Genomic DNA, 664 nt, shown 5'->3' on the forward strand with positions numbered 1-664 from the left:
GTGCACTGTTTTTTATTTCTTTTTCTATTCTATCTGAATCTAATTCGAGTCCGTTCTTTTTTAGAATCTCCTTGAATGTTGCTCCAAAATATTTCTCGTGCGGTTTACTAACCAACCAAGTCAACTCGTTTTCTCTACCGTCAAAAACAAATTTGTGATTTTGTCCTTTTATTCGATAGGCAAGAATTCCATTTCCGAAACTGGAAGGCTCGTAGTGATATTCTTGCAGTTCAAATTCTGTTAGTGAATTGATTTTATGTTCTATATCTTTTCTAAATTCTTCGAATGTCATTTTCTCAGTCCCATTTCAGTGTAGGCATGAAATTCGCAAAAAGCCATTTCTGTCAAAGCGTTTCTGTCACAATCTTTCCAAATACATTTTTTGTCTGACGTTCCACGATTGTGTTTTAGCAATTCCATTCTCAATTTTTTGTCGTCATAAGCCGTCCAATTTTCAGTCGATTCAAGTCGAACAAACAACTGTTCCTGATATTTATCCCATTCATCTAATCGCCAAAACGAGTTGTCCTTCTTGTTCCGATATAGTCTGTACCAATCTTTTCTGTCGATTAGCTCAAAATCCGATTCAATTCTGTTCAGAATATTTTGGTCAGCGTAATATATTTTCTCCGATAGTTCGGTCATTTTTCAAATAGTGTACAAC

General features: G+C 35.1%; 2 protein-coding genes. Both read right to left on the bottom strand.

From position 1 onward, the window contains the following. Positions 1-292, bottom strand: a 292-nt coding sequence (locus tag BVH02_RS12440; protein ID WP_143244213.1) for a hypothetical protein, incomplete at its 3' end; no start/stop codon positions are given. Next, a complete protein-coding gene (locus BVH02_RS12445; RefSeq protein ID WP_086501781.1) occupies positions 289-645 on the bottom strand; it encodes a hypothetical protein in 357 nt (118 codons plus the stop codon). The genes BVH02_RS12440 and BVH02_RS12445, both read right to left, overlap by 4 nt. Positions 646-664 lie beyond the last annotated feature (19 nt).

The sequence above is a fragment of the Algoriphagus ratkowskyi genome (assembly GCF_002150505.1).
Classification (GTDB): Bacteria; Bacteroidota; Bacteroidia; order Cytophagales; family Cyclobacteriaceae; genus Algoriphagus; species Algoriphagus ratkowskyi.